Raw genomic sequence first — 18,008 nt, forward strand, 5'->3', positions numbered from 1 at the left:
GTGAAACAGACTTCGGCGGGCGAAACGGTCACCAGCCGGTCAGACCGCGCGGCTAGCCGGTTGATCCACCGAAGAGGTTCCCTCCGCCGTTGGCATTGCCTCTGGTGTCGCCTGCGCCGGTCGTCTCCGTAGCCGTCGGCGAGGAGGTCGTACCCGACGTGCTGCCACCGGTGTTGCCACCGTTGGTCGAGCAGTTCCAGGCGAACCGGCAGGTCTCCGTCACCGTGGGCGACGGGGGGGCGATCGTCTCGCTCGGAGTGGCGCTCGGCGTCTCGGTGGGCGTCTCGCTCGGCGTGATGCTGGGAGACGGCGTCGGGGAAGGAGCCCCGGCCTCGTCGGCGACCTGACCGATCTTGGTCGCCTCGGGGAAGCCCAGGTCGTTCTTGCCCTTCAGCGCGGCCTTCATGTACTCGGTCCACACCGAGGTCGGGATGTCACCACCATGGATGGACGCCACGCCGGCGGTGCCGTTCATGGAGAGCAGCTCGGCGTCCTTCGGGTTCTCACGGAACATCGCCACCGAGGTCGACAGCTGCTGGGTGTAGCCGACGAACCAGGCCGACTTGTTGCTGTCGGTGGTACCGGTCTTGCCCGCCGCCGTACGGCCCAGGGCCTTGGCGTTGGTGCCCGTACCGTTCTGGATGACGTTCTGCAGGACGTCCGTGACGTTGTTCGCCACGTTCTCGTCCATGGCCCTGGTCGGCTTGGGCTTGTCGAAGCCGGTCAGCGGCTGCCCGTCCTGCTTGACCGCAGTCACGGAGTACGGGTCCACGTGTTCGCCGGACGCCGCGAAGGTCGCGTAGGCGTCCGCCATGCGGATGGCACTGGGAGTGGACGTACCGATGGCGAACGACGGGTTCAGGCCCTGCAGCATGCTGTCGTTCAGAATGCCGGAGGCATGGGCCATGTCACGGACCTTCGTGAGCCCCACGTCGACGCCCAGCTGGACGAACGGCGTGTTGATCGACTGCTCCATCGCCTTGCGCAGGGTGATGTAGCCCCAGGGGTACTCGCTCTCGTTCCGCTGCCGGAAGATCGAGTTGTCCTTGTTCAAGTAGAACGTACCGTCCGGCCTGCGCACCTTGAGGTTGTCGTCGCCGTTGTACTTGCTCAGCGGCGACACCCCGACCCCGTCGGTCTTGTACGTCCCGTACTCCATCGCCGCCGCCAGTACGAACGGCTTCCACGTCGAACCGACGGGGACACCGGAGGTGTCGGCGTTGTTGGTGAAGTGGTTGTTCTCGTAGCCGGCACCGCCGTACAGGGCGACGATCGCGCCGTCGTTGGGCACCACCGACGCGGCACCGAACTGGACGTACTTGTCCTTGTCACGGTTCTTCGGATCCAGACGCGCCTTCTGTACCTTCTGCACGGCCGCGCTCAGGGCGTTGACCTTGTCCTTCTGGAAGGTCGTGTAGATCTGGAAGCCGCCCTGGTCGAACTGCGCCTCCGTGATGTTGGAGTGCGCGAGGACGTACTTCTTGGCCGTGTCGGCGAGGTAGCTGATCTGGCCGGTCATGCCCTTGACCGCCTTACGGCCCTGGGGCGTCGGGTACGTCTTGATGGCCGTCTGGTACTCGGCGTCCGTGAGGTGCTGGTCCTTGTGCATCTCTTCGAGGATCCAGGCCCAGCGGTCGTGCGAACGCTTGTAGTTGGCTTCCTTGGTGGCCGCCGGATCGATGTCCGGGTTGCCGGCGGGGTCGTAGTACGTCGCGCCCTTGAGCAGAGCCGCGAGGACCGCGCACTGGCTCGGCTGGAGGTCCTTCGCGTCCACGCCGTAGTAGGTCTGCGCGGCGGCCTGGATGCCGTAGGCACCACGCCCGAAGTACGACGTGTTCAGGTAGCCCTGGAGGATCTGCTGCTTGGTGAGCTTGGTGCCCACCTTGATGGAGATGAACATCTCCTTGAACTTCCGGGAGACCGTCTGGTCCTGGCTCAGGTAGGTGTTCTTGACGAACTGCTGGGTGATCGTCGAACCACCCTGCGTCTCACCACCCCGGGCCATGTTGACCAGAGCGCGCGCGATACCCATGGGGTCGACGCCCGAGTCCGAGTAGAAGCTCTTGTTCTCCGCCGAGATCACCGCGTTCTGCATGGCCTCGGGGATCTGGTCGATCGTGACGTTCTGCCGGTTCGCACCCGTGCCTGTGGCCACCATCTGGTCACCGTTGGACCAGTAGTAGACGTTGTTCTGGGACCTGGCCGCGTCGTTCTCGCTGGGGATGGACACCATGGCGTAGCTCACGCCGACCAGCGCGACCAGGCTGCCCAGGAAGGTGATGCACAGCCCGGAGACGAGCTTCCAGGAGGGGACCCAGCGGCGCCAGCCGAATCTGTTCGCCCTGGGGTAGTCGATCAGACGCTTCTTGCCGGGCGCCGTCGACGCCCGGCCTCTGCCGCGTCCCGGCCCGGCGGGACCACCCGGACCGCGGCCTCCGTTGTCGGCCACTCTGCGACGGCTGTTTCCCGTGCTTCTCTGGGACGCACGGCGTGCCTCGGCACGTCCACCGTAAGGGCGCTCCTCACCTCCCGAGTCAGACCCGTAGGAACTGGACGCATAGGAGTCGGAAGGAGACCCGGCGGCGCCTCCCGGCGCCGCACGGCGGCCGGAGGACGGTCCGGACTGGCCGCGTCGGGCCGCGGCACGTCCGCCTCCCTGCGGCGGCGGCGGTTTGCGACGGTGCTCGCTCATCGAACGATTACTCCTCGGGCAGGCGCACCCGTGGGCGCCTGGAACGGCGGCTGATTTCCGGTCCCCCCGAAATACGGATGTGGTCGGTTCTGCATTCACCCGTACGGCACCGAGGACGTCGACGCCCCCCAGGCGTCGCTTGGTTCCCGGTGGTGTGCATGCCGCACAGACTACGCACCACCAAAACCCGCCGAGCCCCGAAGTTCACCCCAAACCAGGCAAGTTGCCTCCAACGAATCGGTGATGTGATCCCGTTCACCGTCGTTCCTCTTGTCGCACGGAGAAAGCCGATCTATCGTCGTGATGTATCGAGTCGATACATCAGAGCGAGATAAGCAAGCCGCGGACGAGAGGAGGGGACCATGAGCCGGCGTTCCGGCATCCTTGAGTTCGCCGTCCTCGGCCTGCTCCGCGAGTCCCCGATGCACGGCTATGAGCTGCGGAAACGGCTCAACACATCACTCGGCGTGTTCCGTGCCTTCAGCTACGGAACCCTCTACCCCTGCCTCAAGACGCTGGTCGCCAACGGCTGGTTGATCGAGGAGCCGGGGAGTACGACCGAGGACGCACTCGCCGCTCCGCTCGCCGGCCGCCGCGCCAAGATCGTCTACCGGTTGACGGCCGAAGGTAAGGAGCACTTCGAGGAGCTCCTGTCCCAGACCGGCCCCGACGCGTACGAGGACGAGCACTTCGCGGCACGGTTCGCCTTCTTCGGGCAGACCTCCCGCGATGTGCGGATGCGCGTGCTGGAAGGCCGCCGCAGCCGGCTGGAGGAGCGCCTGGAGAAGATGCGCGCCTCGCTGGTGCGGACCCGGGAGCGCCTCGACGACTACACGCTTGAGCTCCAGCGCCACGGAATGGAGTCCGTGGAGCGCGAAGTGCGCTGGCTGAACGAGCTCATCGAGAGCGAGCGGGCCGGGCGGGACCTGAAGGGTTCCGCCTCCGAGGGGTCCGCTCAGCAGAACACCACCAATGGAGCGCCGGGCGCCCTGCCCCGGTCCGGGGATTCCCTCCGGCCGGATGCGTCCGACGACACCGCCACGTGAGACCCGTTCAGGGCCTCACTCGTACACACAGGGAGCAACCGGAATGGGTTCGGTTCGCGTAGCCATCGTCGGCGTGGGTAACTGCGCCGCATCGCTGGTGCAGGGCGTCGAGTACTACAAGGACGCCGACCCGGCGTCCAAGGTCCCCGGCCTGATGCACGTGCAGTTCGGTGACTACCACGTCAAGGACGTGGAGTTCGTCGCCGCGTTCGACGTGGACGCCAAGAAGGTCGGTCTTGACCTGGCGGACGCCATCGGCGCCTCCGAGAACAACACCATCAAGATCTGCGACGTGCCCAACACCGGTGTCACCGTCCAGCGCGGCCACACCCTCGACGGTCTCGGCAAGTACTACCGCCAGACCATCGAGGAGTCCGAGGCCGAGCCGGTCGACGTCGTCCAGATCCTCAAGGACAAGCAGGTCGACGTCCTCGTCTGCTACCTGCCCGTCGGTTCCGAGCACGCGGCGAAGTTCTACGCCCAGTGCGCCATCGACGCCAAGGTCGCCTTCGTCAACGCCCTCCCGGTCTTCATCGCCGGCACCAAGGAATGGGCGGACAAGTTCACCGAGGCCGGTGTCCCGATCGTCGGCGACGACATCAAGTCGCAGGTCGGCGCGACCATCACGCACCGCGTCATGGCGAAGCTGTTCGAGGACCGGGGTGTCATCCTGGACCGCACGATGCAGCTGAACGTCGGCGGCAACATGGACTTCAAGAACATGCTCGAGCGTGAGCGCCTGGAGTCGAAGAAGATCTCCAAGACGCAGGCCGTCACCTCCCAGATCCCCGACCGGGACCTCGGTGAGAAGAACGTCCACATCGGCCCGTCCGACTACGTCGCCTGGCTCGACGACCGCAAGTGGGCGTACGTCCGCCTGGAGGGTCGCGCCTTCGGTGACGTCCCGCTGAACCTGGAGTACAAGCTCGAGGTCTGGGACTCCCCGAACTCGGCCGGTGTCATCATCGACGCCCTCCGCGCCGCGAAGATCGCCAAGGACCGCGGCATCGGCGGCCCGATCCTCTCCGCGTCCAGCTACTTCATGAAGTCCCCGCCGGTCCAGTACTTCGACGACGAGGCCCGCGAGAACGTCGAGAAGTTCATCCGCGGCGACGTCGAGCGCTGACCCGGCACACCACCGGGCACTGAAGCTCCATAACTGAAGCTCGCAAAAAACGCTCCTGCCAGGGCTCAGAAGGGTCTCCGGGTCATCCGATCCGGAGACCCTTCTCCTGTGCGCGGACCCATATGTGAGGCTGTGCCCCATGCCCGTCGTCCGCGACCTGCGTGTCCTGCTGCGCCTGCGGAACTTCCGCCGTCTCCTCCTCATACGCCTGCTCTCCCAGGGAGCCGACGGCGTCTACCAGGTCGCCCTCGCCGCCTACGTCGTCTTCTCCCCGGAGAAGCAGACCTCGCCAGCCGCGATCGCCTCGGCCATGGCCGTCCTCCTCCTCCCGTATTCCCTCGTGGGCCCCTTCGCCGGAGTCCTGCTGGACCGCTGGCGCCGCCGCCAGATCTTCCTCTACGGCAATCTGCTGCGCGCCCTGCTGGCCGCGGCCACCGCCGTCCTCATGGTCAGCCCGGTCCCCGACTGGCTCTTCTACGCCTCCGCCCTGTGTGTCACAGCCGTCAACCGCTTCGTTCTCTCCGGCCTGTCCGCCGCGCTGCCACGGGTGGTCGACACCGACCGGCTGGTGCTCGCCAACTCCCTCTCCCCGACCGCCGGCACCCTGGCCGCGACCGCCGGCGGAGGCCTCGCCTTCGCCGTACGGCTGGTGGCCTCCGATTCCGATGCCGCCGTGGTGCTGCTGGGCGCCACGCTGTACCTGGGCGCGGCGCTCGCCTCCCTGACCATGGCGCCCGACCTCCTCGGCCCGGACCGGCATCCGGCGCAGCCGAGCATGGGAACGGCCGTGATCACCACGGCACGCGACCTGCTGGAGGCGATTCGGCATCTCGCCGCACCACGTCGCCGCGAGGCGGCCTGGGCCCTGGTCAGCATGACGGCGATGCGGTTCTGCTACGGCGCGCTACTCGTCCTGGTGCTGATGCTCTGCCGGTACGCCCTCTCCTCCGACCCGAACGACGGGCTCGGACTGCTGGGGCTGGCCCTGGGCGTCTCCGGCGCGGGCTTCTTCGCCGCGGCCGTGGTGACGCCATGGACCGCGGGGTGGCTGGGCCCCGGCCGCTGGATCGTCGTCTGCGCCGCGTCGGCCGCGGTGCTGGAGCCCGCCCTGGGCCTCCCGTTCGCCACCGTCCCCATGCTCGTCGCCGCCTTCGTCCTGGGGCTCATCACCCAGGGCGCGAAGATCGCCACGGACACCCTCGTCCAGTCGTCCGTCGACGACGGCTTCCGCGGCCGGATCTTCTCTCTGTACGACGTACTCTTCAACGTCGCCTTTGTCGGGGCCGCCGCGGTGGCGGCACTGATGCTTCCGGCGGACGGTCGCTCCGCGACCCTCGTCATCACGGTCGCCCTCGTCTACGCAGCCGTCGCTGCGGCCATGACCCGCTTCGAACGTGACCGCCGGCCGCAACAGGATCACGCGTCCCCACAGTGAAGAGGGGCGATGTTTCACGTGAAACATCGCCCCTCGCTGCATCACAGCGGGGTCATGTTTCACGTGAAACATGACCCCGCTGGCCACCCTCAGCCCTGCTCGGCCCACCACTCCTTGAGCGCGGTCACCGCCGCGTCGTGCCCCATCGGCCCGTTCTCCAGCCGAAGCTCCAGCATGTGCTTGTACGCCTTGCCGACCTCCGGGCCGGGGCGGATACCGAGGATCTCCATGATCTGGTTTCCGTCGAGGTCCGGGCGGATCGCGTCGAGCTCCTCCTTCTCCTGGAGCTCTGCGATGCGCTGCTCCAGGCCGTCGTACGCGCGGGAGAGCGCCGCGGCCCTCCGCTTGTTGCGGGTGGTGCAGTCGGACCGGGTGAGCTTGTGCAGACGGCCCAGCAGCGGGCCCGCGTCGCGGACGTAGCGACGGACCGCCGAATCCGTCCACTCCCCGGTGCCGTAGCCGTGGAAGCGCAGATGGAGTTCGACCAGCTCCGAGACGTCCTTCACCAGCTCGTTGGAGTACTTCAGGGCCGTCATACGCTTCTTGGTCATCTTCGCTCCGACCACCTCGTGGTGGTGGAACGAGACCCTGCCGTCGCTCTCGAATCGACGGGTGCGCGGCTTGCCGACGTCGTGCATCAGGGCGGCGAGCCGGAGGGTGAGGTCGGGACCGTTATCCTCCAGCGCCATGGCCTGTTCCAGGACGATCAGCGTGTGGTCGTAGACGTCCTTGTGCCGATGGTGCTCGTCGCTCTCCAGGCGAAGGGCGGGCAGCTCGGGCAGGACATGGTCGGCAAGACCGGTGTCGACGAGCAGGGTCAGTCCCTTGCGGGGGTGCGCCGAGAGAATCAGCTTGTTGAGCTCTTCCCGGACCCGCTCGGCCGAGACGATCTCCAGACGGCCGGCCATGTCCTTCATCGCAGCGACGACCTCGGGGGACACCTCGAAGTCGAGCTGCGCGGCAAAGCGGGCAGCCCGCATCATCCGCAGCGGGTCGTCCGAGAAGGACTCCTCAGGCGTACCCGGGGTGCGCAGCACGCGCAGTGCCAGGTCCTCCAGACCGCCGTGGGGGTCGATGAACTCCTTCTGCGGCAGCGCCACCGCCATCGCGTTGACCGTGAAGTCACGGCGGACGAGGTCCTCCTCGATGGAGTCCCCGTACGACACCTCGGGCTTGCGCGAGGTGCGGTCGTAGGCCTCGGAGCGGTAGGTGGTGACCTCGATCTGGTAACCCTGCTTCTGCGCGCCGACCGTGCCGAAGGCGATCCCGACCTCCCAGACGGCGTCCGCCCAGGGCCGAACGATCTTCAGTACGTCCTCGGGACGGGCGTCGGTCGTGAAGTCCAGGTCGTTGCCGAGCCTGCCCAGCAACGCGTCCCGAACCGAGCCGCCGACCAGGGCGAGCGAGAACCCGGCCTCCTCGAATCGGCGGGCGAGGTCGTCGGCGACCGGCGCCACCCGCAGCAGTTCGCTCACCGCTCGCTGCTGCGCCTGGCTCAGGACAGTGGGAGTGTCTTCATTGGCGTTCGGCACAACAGAACAGGGTACGTGGCCCAGACGGTCCGAAGCGCCGCCATATTCCAGCAGCACCCCATGTAAAGCCTCCCTGTGCGGCGAGTGGGACACCTCACTCCGTACCCGCGCAAGAAGATCTTTCGCCACTTAAACGAGTCTCCCGACGATACTGGAATATAGGGGACGGCCCGCTCTCCCGTTCCGATCTTGTGAGGCGGACCGCGGCACTTCCGTTCAGCGCACCTCGTTACCATGCGTGGACGCACATTCCGACGACCACTGACGACGACGAGGGACGGACGAGCGCGTGGCCGAGGCGGCAGACTTCCAGGGGACGCCCTCACCTGCCCGCCGCTGGCTGCGGCGCACCGGGGCACTGCTCGCGGGTGCGCCCCTGCTGGCCGGACTGATGCAGTTGCCCACGGCGGTACCGGCGCAGGCGGCCGGCTCGGACACCGTGTCCGTCGCCCTGGACTCACTGAGCCCCAGCGCCCCCTCCGACGGGGACACACTGACGGTCTCCGGCACCGTGACCAACAACGGCAAGCAGGCCGTCACGGACGCCCATGTGGACCTGCGAACGGGCGCACTGCTCAGCACGCGCTCGGAGATCGACACGGCCGCCCGGCACTCCGACGACCTCCAGTCGGGCCTGGGTACCGAGGTCGGCGGCAAGTACACCGAGGACTTCGCCTCGCTCTCGCCGGGGGTCGCCGAGCACTTCAGCATCTCCGTGCCGGTCGACAAGCTGGACCTCGGCCAGGACGGCGTGTACCAGTTCGGCGTCTCGTTGTCCGGCAAGACCGCCGCGCAGCAGTGGGACCAGGTCCTCGGCATCCAGCGGACGTTCCTGCCGTGGCAGTCCTCCGAGGCCGACACGAAGACGAAGACGACGTATCTCTGGCCGTTGATCTCCACCGTCCACGTGACGGCGAAGACGGGCGCCGGCGAACTGCAGACGCCCGTCTTCCAGAACGACGACCTCGCCAAGGAGATCGCCCCCGGCGGCCGCCTGGCCCAGATGCTGGCGCTCGGCAAGGATCTCGACGTCACCTGGGTGATCGACCCGGATCTGCTGGCCTCCGTGGACGCGATGACGCGGAACTACCGGATCCAGGGCGCCGGCGACACCACCACGGCCGGCACCCATCAGGCGGTGGCCAAGCAGTTCCTCGCCGGCCTGCAGGACGCGGTGGCGGACAAGGAGGTGGTGGCCCTCCCCTTCGCTGACCCGGACCTGGCCTCCCTCGCCCACAACGGCACCAGCGTGACCGGCTCGCTGAGCCACCTCAAGGACGCCACCGACGTCGCCACCACCACCGTGAAGACCGTGCTCCATGTCACACCGAACACCGACTTCGCGTGGCCCGTGGACGGCGCCGTAGACCCCTCGATCATCAAGGTCGCCACCTCCGCGGGTGCCGACAAGGTGATCGCCCGCAGCGACAGCCTCCAGGAGACCGGCGGGCTGACCTACACGCCCTCGGCGGCGCGTCCGATCGGCGGCGGCACGACGGCCGTGGTCGCGGACGCGCGGCTGTCCACCGCGTTCCAGGGCGATCTGACGGATGCGGACGCGTCGACGCTCGCGGTACAGCAGTTCCTCGCCCAGAGCCTGGCGCTGAACACCCAGACCGGAAAGCAGCGCAGCATCGTCGTCGCCCCGCAGCGGATGCCGTCGATCAGCCAGGCCGAGGCGATGGCGACGGCGATCACCGCACTGCAGGACGGCAACTGGTCGCAGTCCCAGGACCTGGAGGCGGCCGCCAAGGCAAAGCCCGATCCCGCCGCGACCACGAAGATCCCCTCGTCGTCCGCGTACCCCTCCGCACTGCGCAAGCAGCAGCTGCCCCGGACGGCCTTCGAGCAGATCGCCCGCACCCAGGACAAGCTCGACAGCTTCCAGGTGATCCTCACCGACGAGTCCCGGGTGGTGACCCCCTTCGGGCGGGCCATAAACCGCGAGATGTCCACGTCGTGGCGGGGCCAGGGCAGCGAGGCGGACAGCTTCCGGACGAGCGTGGAGTCCTGGCTCGACGACCTCACCAGCCAGGTCAAGCTGATCGACAAGTCCGAGACCAAGCTCTCCGGCCGCAGCGCCACCATCCCGGTCACCGTCCAGAACAACCTGGTCCAGGGTGTCGACCATCTCGTGCTGCGGCTCACCTCGACCATGCCGACCCGGCTGGAGATCGGCGGCAAGCCCTACTACGAGCAGCCGGTCGAGGTCTCCGGCGGCCACAGCCAGTCCGTGAAGTTCTCCACCTCGGCCAACGCCAACGGCCGGGTCGAGGTCACCGCCCAGCTCTACACCGAGGACGGGCAGGAGTACGGCGCGCCCGTCAGGTTCGACGTGAAGGTCACCGAGGTCACCCCGACGGTGATGCTGGTCATCGGCGGCGGAGTGCTGCTGCTGGTGCTCGCCGGCTTCCGGATGTACACCCAGCGCAAGCGGGCGGCTGCCCGGCGGGCCGACGAGGGCGGCGGCCCCGACGCGGAGGGCGAGGGCACCCCGGACGCTCCCGGCGCCCCTGAGGCTCCCGGCACCTCGGAGGCCACGAGCCTAGGGGACACCGAGGACGCCGAAGACGTTCACGGGCCGGGGAACCCCGCCGCCCATGAGGATCGTCTCCAGGAGGAATCCGTCGCCCGGCCCCGGGAAGACGACCCGGAGCAGCCGAGTGACCCGACACCGGACACCGCACCGGAAAGCGCCGACCCGTCCGAGACGGGTGAGAGAGTGGACCGTTGAGCGATGTCGTGGCCGGTGGGCCCGGGACGATGAGGTGGGGTAACCATGAACGCGCCGTACAACGGTGAGAACGGCCAGGGCGCGGCCGGTTCGGGCTACCCCGAGCCGCCGCCGGAGCCCGGCCAGGTCCCGCCGCAGCACGCGGCTGACATGTACCTCCAGGACGCCTACGACCAGGACCCGTACCGGGCACGCGACCTCTCCGCCCAGGACCCGGTCGCCGAGGCGCTCTACGACCGTGCCGCGCACCCCCCGCCGGCTCCGGGCAGCTACCCGCAGCAGCCGCTGTACGGCCAGCCCGCCCAGTCGCCGCACGCCCCCGACCCGAACGTGTGGGCCCAGACCCCGGCGCCGGAGCCGGACGGCCCGAGCCAGTACCTCCCCTACGGCGACAACCCGCGCACGACCCAGTTCGTGGGCGTGGACGACCTGGTCTCGCATTCCGGTGAGGAGCGTCACGAGCCGGACGCCTTCGCGCATCTCTTCCGCGACCAGCAGCAGAACGGCTACCGCGACCAGCAGCAGAGCGGGTACCGGGACCAGCAGCAGAACGGTTACCGGGATCCGCAGCAGGGCGGCGGTCAGCGGCCGCCGGAGTCCCCGTCGGTGCCGGGTCCGACGGCCGCGCCGGGCGGCCCCGCCCAGGTGCCGCCGTACCAGGCACCGATGCCGCCGGCCGCTGTCGACCAGACCCTGAACCTCGGTGCCGTACCCGCCGCGGCCCCGGCACCCGCCCCCGCGAAGAAGGGCGGAAAGGCCGCGGGCCTGCTCAAGTCGAGCGCCGTGATGGCGGCGGGCACGATGGTCTCCCGCCTCACCGGGTTCGTCCGCTCCGCGCTGATCGTCTCCGCGCTGGGCGTCGGCCTGCTCGGCGACACCTTCCAGGTCGCCTACCAGCTGCCGACGATGATCTACATCCTGACCGTCGGCGGTGGCCTCAACTCCGTCTTCGTGCCGCAGCTGGTGCGGGCCATGAAGGAGGACGACGACGGCGGCGAGGCCTTCGCCAACCGCCTGCTGACCCTCGTCATGGTGGCGCTGGGCCTGCTCACCGCGGCCACCATCGCGGCCGCACCCCTCCTGATCCGCCTGCTGTCCGACTCGGTCGCCAGCGACCCGGCGGCCAACCAGGTCGGCATCACCTTCGTGCGCTACTTCCTGCCCTCGATCTTCTTCATGGGCATCCACGTGGTGATGGGTCAGATCCTCAACGCGCGCGGCAAGTTCGGCGCGATGATGTGGACCCCCGTCCTCAACAACATCGTCATCATCGTCACCCTCGGCCTGTTCATCTGGGTCTACGGCACCGCCGCGCACTCCGGCATGAAGGTCACGAACATTCCGCCGGACGGCCAGCGGCTGCTCGGCCTCGGCGTGCTGCTCGGCCTCGTGGTCCAGGCCCTGGCGATGATCCCCTACCTGCGCGAGACCGGGTTCCGGCTGCGGCTGCGCTTCGACTGGCGGGGCCACGGCCTCGGCAAGGCCGCGACCCTCGCCAAGTGGACCGTGCTGTTCGTCCTCGCCAACCAGGCGGGCGCGCTCGTCGTCTCCCAGCTGTCGACCTCGGCCGGCAAGAGCTCCCCGGTCGACGGCACCGGCTTCGCCGCCTACGCCAACGCCCAGCTGATCTGGGGCCTGCCGCAGGCCATCATCACCGTCTCCCTGATGGCCGCCCTGCTGCCGCGGATCTCCCGCTCGGCCGCCGAGAACGACACGGGCGCCGTCCGCGACGACATCTCCCAGGGCCTGAGGACGACCGCCGTCGCGATCGTCCCCATCGCCTTCGGCTTCCTGGCCCTCGGCGTGCCGATGTGCACCCTGATCTTCGGCTCCTCGGGCATCAGCGAGGCCACCAACATGGGATTCATGCTGATGGCCTTCGCCCTCGGCCTGATCCCCTACTCGGTGCAGTACGTCGTCCTGCGCGCCTTCTACGCCTACGAAGACACCCGCACCCCCTTCTACAACACGGTCATCGTCGCGGCGGTGAACGCGGGGGCCTCGGTCGCCTGTTACGTGCTGCTCCCGGCCCGCTGGGCGGTGGCCGGCATGGCGGCCTCCTACGGCCTGGCCTACGCGATCGGCGTCGGGGTGGCCTGGCGGCGGCTGCGCAAGCGGCTCGGCGGCGACCTGGACGGTTCCCGCGTCATCCGCACCTATGCCAGGCTCTGCATCGCGTCCGTACCGGCCGCGCTGCTCAGTGGTGCGGCCTGCTACGGCATCGGCCACACTCTGGGGCAGGGCGTGATCGGTTCCTTCGCCTCGCTGCTGGCCGGCGGGGCGGTCCTGCTCGGCGTCTTCTACGTCGCCGCGCGCCGCATGCGCATCGAGGAGCTCAACTCCCTCGTGGGTATGGTGCGCGGGCGTCTGGGTCGCTGAAGCGGGGGTAAGCGCACAACCATCGTTCGCCGCCGCGTGTCGTGCATAGCGGGGGACTGTGGGCACAATTGGTTTCGGCGTCGGACAGCGTGCAACGGATGGGGAGGCAGGAACGACGGTGGCGGAACGGAGCACGGCTGCCGTCGACGTGGCAGACAACAGCGGTGACGAGCCGCTGACCGCCAAGGCGGACCAGTCCACGGCCGACGGGGTGGCCAAGAACCCGGAGCGGGACACGGACAGCGACGAAGCACAGGGAAACGGCATGGCCGCGGGTGCTGAGAAGCAGGCCGCACCCCCTGAACTGCACAGCGGGCACAAGCTCGCCAGACGCTACCGTCTTGAGGAGTGCGTCACCCGTCTGGACGGATTCAGCAGTTGGCGCGCGGTCGACGAGAAACTTCGTCGTGCCGTCGGCGTGCACATCCTGCCCTCCGACCATCCACGGACCCGTGCGGTGCTGGCCGCCGCCCGGTCCGCGGCGCTGCTCGGCGACCCGCGCTTCGTGCAGGTCCTGGACGCCGTCGAGGAGGACGAGCTCGTCTACGTCGTCCACGAGTGGCTGCCGGACGCCACGGAACTGACCGCGCTGCTCGCGGCCGGACCGCTGGAGCCGCACGACGCCTACCAGATGGTCAGTCAGATCGCCTCGGCCATGGCGGCGGCGCACCGCGAAGGGCTGGCCCATCTCCGTCTGAACCCGAACGCCGTACTGCGCACCTCCACCGGGCAGTGGCGCATCCGCGGCCTCGCGGTGAACGCGGCGCTGCGCGGCATCAGTTCCGACACCCCGCAGCGCACCGACACCGAAGCGATCGGCGCCCTGCTGTACGCGGCGCTGACCCAGCGCTGGCCGTACGAGAGCGACGCGTACGGGCTGGCCGGGCTACCCAAGGACGTCGGCCTGATCGCACCCGACCAGGTGCGTGCCGGTGTCCACCGCGGCCTGTCCGAACTCGCCATGCGAGCCCTCGTCAACGACGGCGCCACCGCCTCCCGCCACGAGTCCGCGTGCACCACACCGGAGGAGCTGGTGAAGGCGATCGGCGAGATGCCCCGCATCCGCCCGCCGGAGCCGGCGTTCACGGCACCGCCCGAGTACCAGCGCACCACCTACCAGCAGGGCACCTACGGCCGTCCCACGCCGCCCGGCGTGACACAGCCGCTCCAGGCCCCGCCGCCCCCGCTCCAGAGCCGTACCGGCAAGGCGCTGAAGTGGGCCGTCTCGGCCCTCCTCATCGCCGCCCTGGGCCTGGGCAGCTGGCAGCTCGCGGACGCCCTGATGGACCAGGGCGACAAGTCCGGCGGGGACACCACCAACACCCAGACGACGGACGACGGCGACAAGAACAACACCAGCCCGGTGCCTGTCGCGATAAAGATCCAGGACGCCCAGGAGTACGTCGTCGACGGCGGCGCCCAGCACCCGGGCGACGTCAAGCTGACCTACGACGGCAGCACCTCGACGTTCTGGCGGACGAAGACCTTCACCGCGGGTCCGGCACTGGCGCCGTACAAGGCCGGTGTGGGCATCGTCTACGACCTGGGCTCCGCCAAGGAACTGGCAACGGCGAGCATCGGGCTTCGCTACCCTGGCGATCACACAACGGTCGAGTTGTACGCGGCCGACTCACTGAGCCCCGGATCGCTGAGTTCCATGACCAAGCTGGGAACCGTCACGACCACCGGGAACACCGCCTCGGTGAAGGTCGGCAAGAAGGTGAAGAGCCAGTACGTGCTGGTGTGGATCACCGCCGTCCCGAATTCGGGTGAGGACCCCGCCGCGTACTCGGGAGCCGGGTACAAGCAGGCCATCACCGAGGTGAAGTTCACCGGCTGACGTCTCACCGGCGGCACCGAAGGCGGAGGGGGCAGATGACGGAGGGCGCCGGATACGGCGGAGTGAGCGACCAGGACCTGCTCGCCCGCCATGTGGAAGGCGACCCCGATGCCTTCGGTGAGGTCGTACGACGGCACCGGGACCGGCTCTGGGCGGTCGCCCTGCGGACCCTGGGGGACCGCGAGGAGGCCGCTGACGCCGTCCAGGACGCCCTCGTGTCCGCCTACAGGGCGGCCCACACCTTCCGGGGCCAGTCGGCCGTCACCACCTGGCTGCACCGCATCACGGTCAACGCCTGCCTCGACCGCGCCCGCAAGGCGGCCTCCCGCAAGACCGCCCCCGTCGATGACACCGAGCGGCTGGAGCAGTTGCTGGAGCCGCATGAATCGGCCTCCGCGCCGGCCGAGCGGAACGATCTGCACCGCCAGCTCCTGGAAGCCCTCGGCACCCTGCCGCACGATCAGCGGGCCGCGCTCGTCCTGGTCGACATGCAGGGCTATCCGGTCGCCGAGGCGGCCCGGATCCTGGACGTCCCCACCGGGACGGTGAAGAGCCGCTGCGCCCGCGGCAGAGCCAGACTCCTGCCGCTGCTCACCCATCTGCGGCCGGAAAGTACCGCCGACGAGAACGACCCCGCCCCGGCACGGAACCGGGCGGAGGGGACATCCGTCCCACCCGCAGCGGGACCTCGGAACGAGGACCCACAGGACACCGGGCCGAGTGATTCAGCCGCAGTGAAGGGCGGAGGTGGGCGAGCGTGACGTCGACGACAGACACGGCCGGGCACCCGGACGTCGCGGAGATCTCCGACCTCACCGAGGGTCTGCTCCCACCCGCCCGGACGCAGGAAGTACGACAGCACCTGGACGGGTGTGAACTCTGCAGGGACGTCCACGCCTCGCTGGAGGAGATCCAGGGGCTGCTGGTCGCACTGCCGGCCGCTCCGCAGATGCCGGCCGACGTCGCGGACCGGATCGACGCGGCCCTCGCCGCCGAGGCTCTGCTCGGCGCAGCGGCACCCGTGACTCATGTTTCACGTGAAACATCGCCCCGAGAGACGTCGCCTCACGAGATGCCGACCACGGGAGACCGTCCCGCCGGGCGGCCGACCGCCTCCGTCGGCCCCGGACGCAAGGAGCGCGGACGTGACCGCGGCCGACGCCGCCGCACCATCGTCCTGGGCACGGTACTGACCGCCGCCGTCCTGGGCGCCGGTTCGTTCTTCCTCCAGTCGCTTGGCGGAGGCGGAACGACGACCGCGCAAGGCAAGCCGTCCAGCTCTGCCGGGACCTTCTCCCGTAGCACGCTCCAGAGCCAGGTGCAGGACCTCCTCGGCACCAGGAAGAACACCCAGCGCGGCTCTCAAAAGCCCTTCGGCATCGAGTCACAGCCGTCGGGAACCGGCTCCGCGGAAACCCCGTACACCACCCGGATGCAGCCCTCGGTCCCCGTGCCGGCGTGTGTCCGCTCGGGCATCGCCCAGACCGGCGATGTCATCGGCGCGAAGCAGGGGACGTACGAGGGGAAGCACGCCTTCCTCGTCGTTCTCCCCGACGCCTCCGACGCCTCCCGGGTGACGGCTTTCATCGTCGACGCCACCTGTGACGGCAAGGCTTCCACGTCTCCCGGCAAGGTCCTGCTGACGGAGTCACTGGCGCGTCCCTGAGCGTCTGTCGGCACGGCTCTCGGGCGGAAGACGCATCTCTTGTTCCAGCGCGGAAATCCGTACGGTAGGGGATGCCCGTGTGCCCGGACACACCGGGAATGCGCGCCCCTTAGGATCCGTTGGGTGGGGTGAGAGCTTCTGAGGAGTTCCCACCGGTCGAATGACGTTGACCAGAGACGAGGAATCAAGCCGTGAGCGACGTCCGTAACGTGATCATCATCGGCTCCGGGCCCGCCGGCTACACGGCGGCGCTCTACACCGCGCGCGCGTCGTTGAAGCCCCTGGTGTTCGAGGGGGCCGTCACCGCGGGCGGTGCGCTCATGAACACCACCGAGGTGGAGAACTTCCCGGGCTTCCGCGACGGCATCATGGGCCCCGACCTCATGGACAACATGCGGGCGCAGGCCGAGCGATTCGGTGCCGAGCTGATTCCGGACGACGTCGTCGCCGTCGACCTGACCGGTGAGATCAAGACCGTCACCGACACCGCCGGCACGGTCCACAAGGCGAAGGCCGTCATCGTCACCACCGGCTCCCAGCACCGCAAGCTCGGTCTGCCGAACGAGGACGCACTCTCGGGACGCGGTGTCTCGTGGTGTGCCACGTGTGACGGGTTCTTCTTCAAGGACCAGGACATCGCCGTGATCGGTGGTGGCGACACCGCGATGGAGGAGGCCACCTTCCTCTCCCGGTTCGCCAAGTCGGTGACGATCGTCCACCGCCGGGACACCCTGCGCGCCTCCAAGGCGATGCAGGAGCGCGCCTTCGCCGACCCGAAGATCAAGTTCGCCTGGGACAGCGAGATCGCCGAGGTGCAGGGCGAGCAGAAGCTGGCCGGTCTGAAGCTGCGCAACGTCAAGACCGGCGAGCTCTCCGACCTGCCCGTGACGGGTCTGTTCATCGCGATCGGCCACGACCCGCGCACCGAGCTGTTCAAGGGGCAGCTGGACCTCGACGAGGAGGGCTACCTCAAGGTCGCCTCCCCCTCGACGCACACCAACGTGACCGGTGTCTTCGCCGCCGGTGATGTGGTGGACCACACCTACCGCCAGGCGATCACCGCGGCCGGTACCGGATGTTCCGCCGCTCTCGACGCCGAGCGTTTCCTCGCCGCCCTCGCGGACGAGGAGAAGGCCGAGCCCGAGAAGACCTCCGTCTGATCTTTCCCCTTCCGCCCCACCGCACGATCAAGTAAAGGAGCCCGCCGTGGCCGGCACCCTGAAGGCAGTAACCGACGCGACGTTCGACGAGGACGTCCTCAAGAGCGACAAGCCCGTCCTGGTGGACTTCTGGGCCGAGTGGTGCGGCCCGTGCCGCCAGATCGCCCCGTCGCTCGAGGCGATCGCCGCCGAACACGGCGAGAAGATCGAGATCGTCAAGCTGAACATCGACGAGAACCCCGACACGGCGGCCAAGTACGGCGTCATGTCGATCCCGACCCTGAACGTCTACCAGGGTGGCGAGGTCGCCAAGACCATCGTCGGCGCCAAGCCGAAGGCGGCGCTGCTCCGCGACCTTGAGGACTTCATCGCCGAGTGATGTTTCACGTGAAACACGA

At 68.7% G+C, this 18,008-nt stretch carries 12 protein-coding genes; 10 read left to right on the forward strand and 2 right to left on the reverse strand.

Going from position 1 to position 18,008, the window contains the following annotated elements; all coding sequences use genetic code 11:
• Positions 1–52 precede the first annotated feature (52 nt).
• Complete coding sequence (locus AB0472_RS06045; protein WP_366353780.1) at positions 53–2,692, reverse strand: transglycosylase domain-containing protein; 2,640 nt, start codon at positions 2,690–2,692, stop codon at positions 53–55.
• A 362-nt stretch (positions 2,693–3,054) separates the two neighbouring features.
• Here AB0472_RS06045 and AB0472_RS06050 point away from each other — a divergent pair, with 362 nt between their 5' ends.
• From AB0472_RS06050 to AB0472_RS06060, 3 genes are all read left to right on the forward strand, one after another.
• On the forward strand, positions 3,055–3,738 hold the full coding sequence (locus AB0472_RS06050) for a PadR family transcriptional regulator (RefSeq protein ID WP_366353781.1): 684 nt from the start codon (positions 3,055–3,057) through the stop codon (positions 3,736–3,738).
• 43 nt (positions 3,739–3,781) lie between these two features.
• On the forward strand, positions 3,782–4,864 hold the full coding sequence (locus AB0472_RS06055) for an inositol-3-phosphate synthase (protein WP_366353782.1): 1,083 nt from the start codon (positions 3,782–3,784) through the stop codon (positions 4,862–4,864).
• A 139-nt stretch (positions 4,865–5,003) separates the two neighbouring features.
• Positions 5,004–6,299, forward strand: coding sequence for an MFS transporter (locus AB0472_RS06060; RefSeq protein WP_366353784.1), 1,296 nt, complete (start codon positions 5,004–5,006; stop codon positions 6,297–6,299).
• A gap of 89 nt (positions 6,300–6,388) precedes the next feature.
• Here AB0472_RS06060 and AB0472_RS06065 read toward each other — a convergent pair whose 3' ends face one another.
• Positions 6,389–7,831, reverse strand: coding sequence for a CCA tRNA nucleotidyltransferase (locus AB0472_RS06065; RefSeq protein WP_366353786.1), 1,443 nt, complete (start codon positions 7,829–7,831; stop codon positions 6,389–6,391).
• Positions 7,832–8,120: 289 nt separating this feature from the next.
• Here AB0472_RS06065 and AB0472_RS06070 point away from each other — a divergent pair, with 289 nt between their 5' ends.
• The 7 genes from AB0472_RS06070 to trxA all read left to right on the forward strand — a co-directional run bounded on the left by AB0472_RS06070 (position 8,121) and on the right by trxA (position 17,989).
• Entirely contained in the window at positions 8,121–10,565 is a 2,445-nt protein-coding gene (locus AB0472_RS06070) for a DUF6049 family protein (RefSeq protein ID WP_366353788.1), read from the forward strand.
• A gap of 45 nt (positions 10,566–10,610) precedes the next feature.
• Complete coding sequence (gene murJ / locus AB0472_RS06075; protein ID WP_366353789.1) at positions 10,611–12,944, forward strand: murein biosynthesis integral membrane protein MurJ; 2,334 nt, start codon at positions 10,611–10,613, stop codon at positions 12,942–12,944.
• Between the two features lie 118 nt (positions 12,945–13,062).
• Positions 13,063–14,784: a protein kinase family protein gene (locus AB0472_RS06080; RefSeq protein ID WP_366353790.1), complete on the forward strand. Its 1,722-nt coding sequence runs from the start codon at positions 13,063–13,065 to the stop codon at positions 14,782–14,784.
• 35 nt (positions 14,785–14,819) lie between these two features.
• Positions 14,820–15,545, forward strand: coding sequence for an RNA polymerase sigma factor SigM (gene sigM, locus AB0472_RS06085; protein ID WP_366353791.1), 726 nt, complete (start codon positions 14,820–14,822; stop codon positions 15,543–15,545).
• Positions 15,542–16,450, forward strand: a complete 909-nt coding sequence (locus tag AB0472_RS06090; protein ID WP_366353792.1) for a zf-HC2 domain-containing protein — start codon at positions 15,542–15,544, stop codon at positions 16,448–16,450. The genes sigM and AB0472_RS06090 overlap by 4 nt, the downstream gene beginning before the upstream one ends.
• 191 nt (positions 16,451–16,641) lie before the next feature.
• Positions 16,642–17,610 carry a thioredoxin-disulfide reductase gene (gene trxB, locus AB0472_RS06095; protein WP_366353794.1) on the forward strand — a complete coding sequence of 323 codons (969 nt, stop codon included), beginning with the start codon at positions 16,642–16,644 and terminating at the stop codon, positions 17,608–17,610.
• A gap of 46 nt (positions 17,611–17,656) precedes the next feature.
• Positions 17,657–17,989: a thioredoxin gene (gene trxA / locus AB0472_RS06100; protein WP_093500841.1), complete on the forward strand. Its 333-nt coding sequence runs from the start codon at positions 17,657–17,659 to the stop codon at positions 17,987–17,989.
• Positions 17,990–18,008 lie beyond the last annotated feature (19 nt).

The organism is Streptomyces sp. NPDC086777, from assembly GCF_040702065.1.
In the GTDB taxonomy this organism is placed as follows: Bacteria; Actinomycetota; Actinomycetes; order Streptomycetales; family Streptomycetaceae; genus Streptomyces.

Bases quoted from the DNA above. Each gene is read 5' to 3' on its own strand.
- AB0472_RS06045 (WP_366353780.1), bottom strand. From the start codon at position 2,692: ATGAGCGAGCACCGTCGCAAACCGCCGCCGCCGCAGGGAGGCGGACGT.
- AB0472_RS06050 (WP_366353781.1), top strand. From the start codon at position 3,055: ATGAGCCGGCGTTCCGGCATCCTTGAGTTCGCCGTCCTCGGCCTGCTC.
- AB0472_RS06055 (WP_366353782.1), top strand. From the start codon at position 3,782: ATGGGTTCGGTTCGCGTAGCCATCGTCGGCGTGGGTAACTGCGCCGCA.
- AB0472_RS06060 (WP_366353784.1), top strand. From the start codon at position 5,004: ATGCCCGTCGTCCGCGACCTGCGTGTCCTGCTGCGCCTGCGGAACTTC.
- murJ (WP_366353789.1), top strand. From the start codon at position 10,611: ATGAACGCGCCGTACAACGGTGAGAACGGCCAGGGCGCGGCCGGTTCG.
- sigM (WP_366353791.1), top strand. From the start codon at position 14,820: ATGACGGAGGGCGCCGGATACGGCGGAGTGAGCGACCAGGACCTGCTC.